The organism is Lacinutrix sp. YIN62, from assembly GCF_057219185.1.
Window position 1 is genome coordinate 1 of the sequence record NZ_JBXVVH010000076.1, and the last position, 1,072, is coordinate 1,072.

General features: G+C 31.9%; 1 protein-coding gene. It reads left to right on the forward strand.

Annotation, left to right across the window (positions count from 1 at the left end; genetic code table 11):
- Positions 1-214: 214 nt before the first annotated feature.
- On the forward strand, positions 215-1,072 hold an 858-nt coding region (locus AC2D8I_RS16240), incomplete at its 3' end, for an IS110 family RNA-guided transposase (protein ID WP_484707164.1).

Sequence of the window (1,072 nt, forward strand, 5' to 3'; positions counted from 1 at the left end):
CTTAAGTTTACAATTCATTAAATTTAAACATAAATAAGAAAAGACAAAAGAGAGGAATAAGGTTATGATACACGCAGAAGCTTAAGACTTCGTCAACATTGAAAATCCCCTCTCTTTTCTACACAGATTTCGTACAGTTCTATGAGGCTTTTAGACCTCGTTTTTAAGTCGTTGAAACTCGCGTAGTATGTCCTTTTATAAAATCCTTTTTTTTATGACTAAAGATATTAAATATTTTGGACTTGACATCAGCCATTTAGTATTCGATGTTACAGACTCTGATGGCAATTACTATCAGTTTAAAAACAATGAATTTGGCTTTATAAAGTTCTCAAAACTCTTAAATGAAATGAGTCATTGTGTAATGGAAGCCACAGGGTATTATCATTATCAATTAGCGTATCATTTGCTAGAATCCGGTATAAAGGTATCGGTAGAAAATCCATTAGCAATAAAACGCTTTATACAGATGAAGTTGTCTAAAATTAAGACCGATAAGAGTGATTCTAAACTTATATGTGATTATGCTCAGCAGTTTGAATTAAAGCTATGGAAAGGTCATTCTAAGACAGAAATAGAATGTCTTCAAATTGTTAGAACACTTTCTATCTATACAAAACAGAGTACTATGATGAAAAACAAATTACATGGCGAAGCTGTTTTGGGAAATCCAAGTAAGGATACTTTGAGGTCTTTAAGGCGACTATTAAAGTCTCTTCATAAAGAGATTAAAACCTTAGAAGATAAACTATTGGCTTTAGTAAAAATAGCACATCAAGATCTATTAACACGTTTAAGAACTATTCCTGGTATTGGTCCTAAAACAGCTATTATGTTAGTCGTTTTAACTGGTAGATTTGATCGTTTTAATAGTGCCAGTGAATTGTGTAGTTATGCAGGACTTACACCAGTAATAAGAAAAAGTGGGAGTAGTCTAAACTCACGACCAAGAATTAGTAAAGTAGGAAATCAAAAGCTACGTAATTTATTATTTATGTGCTCTTTTAATGCTTGTAAATGTAACAAAGCTTGCAGAGAGTTATATGAGAGAATTGTAGCCAAAGGAAAGAGT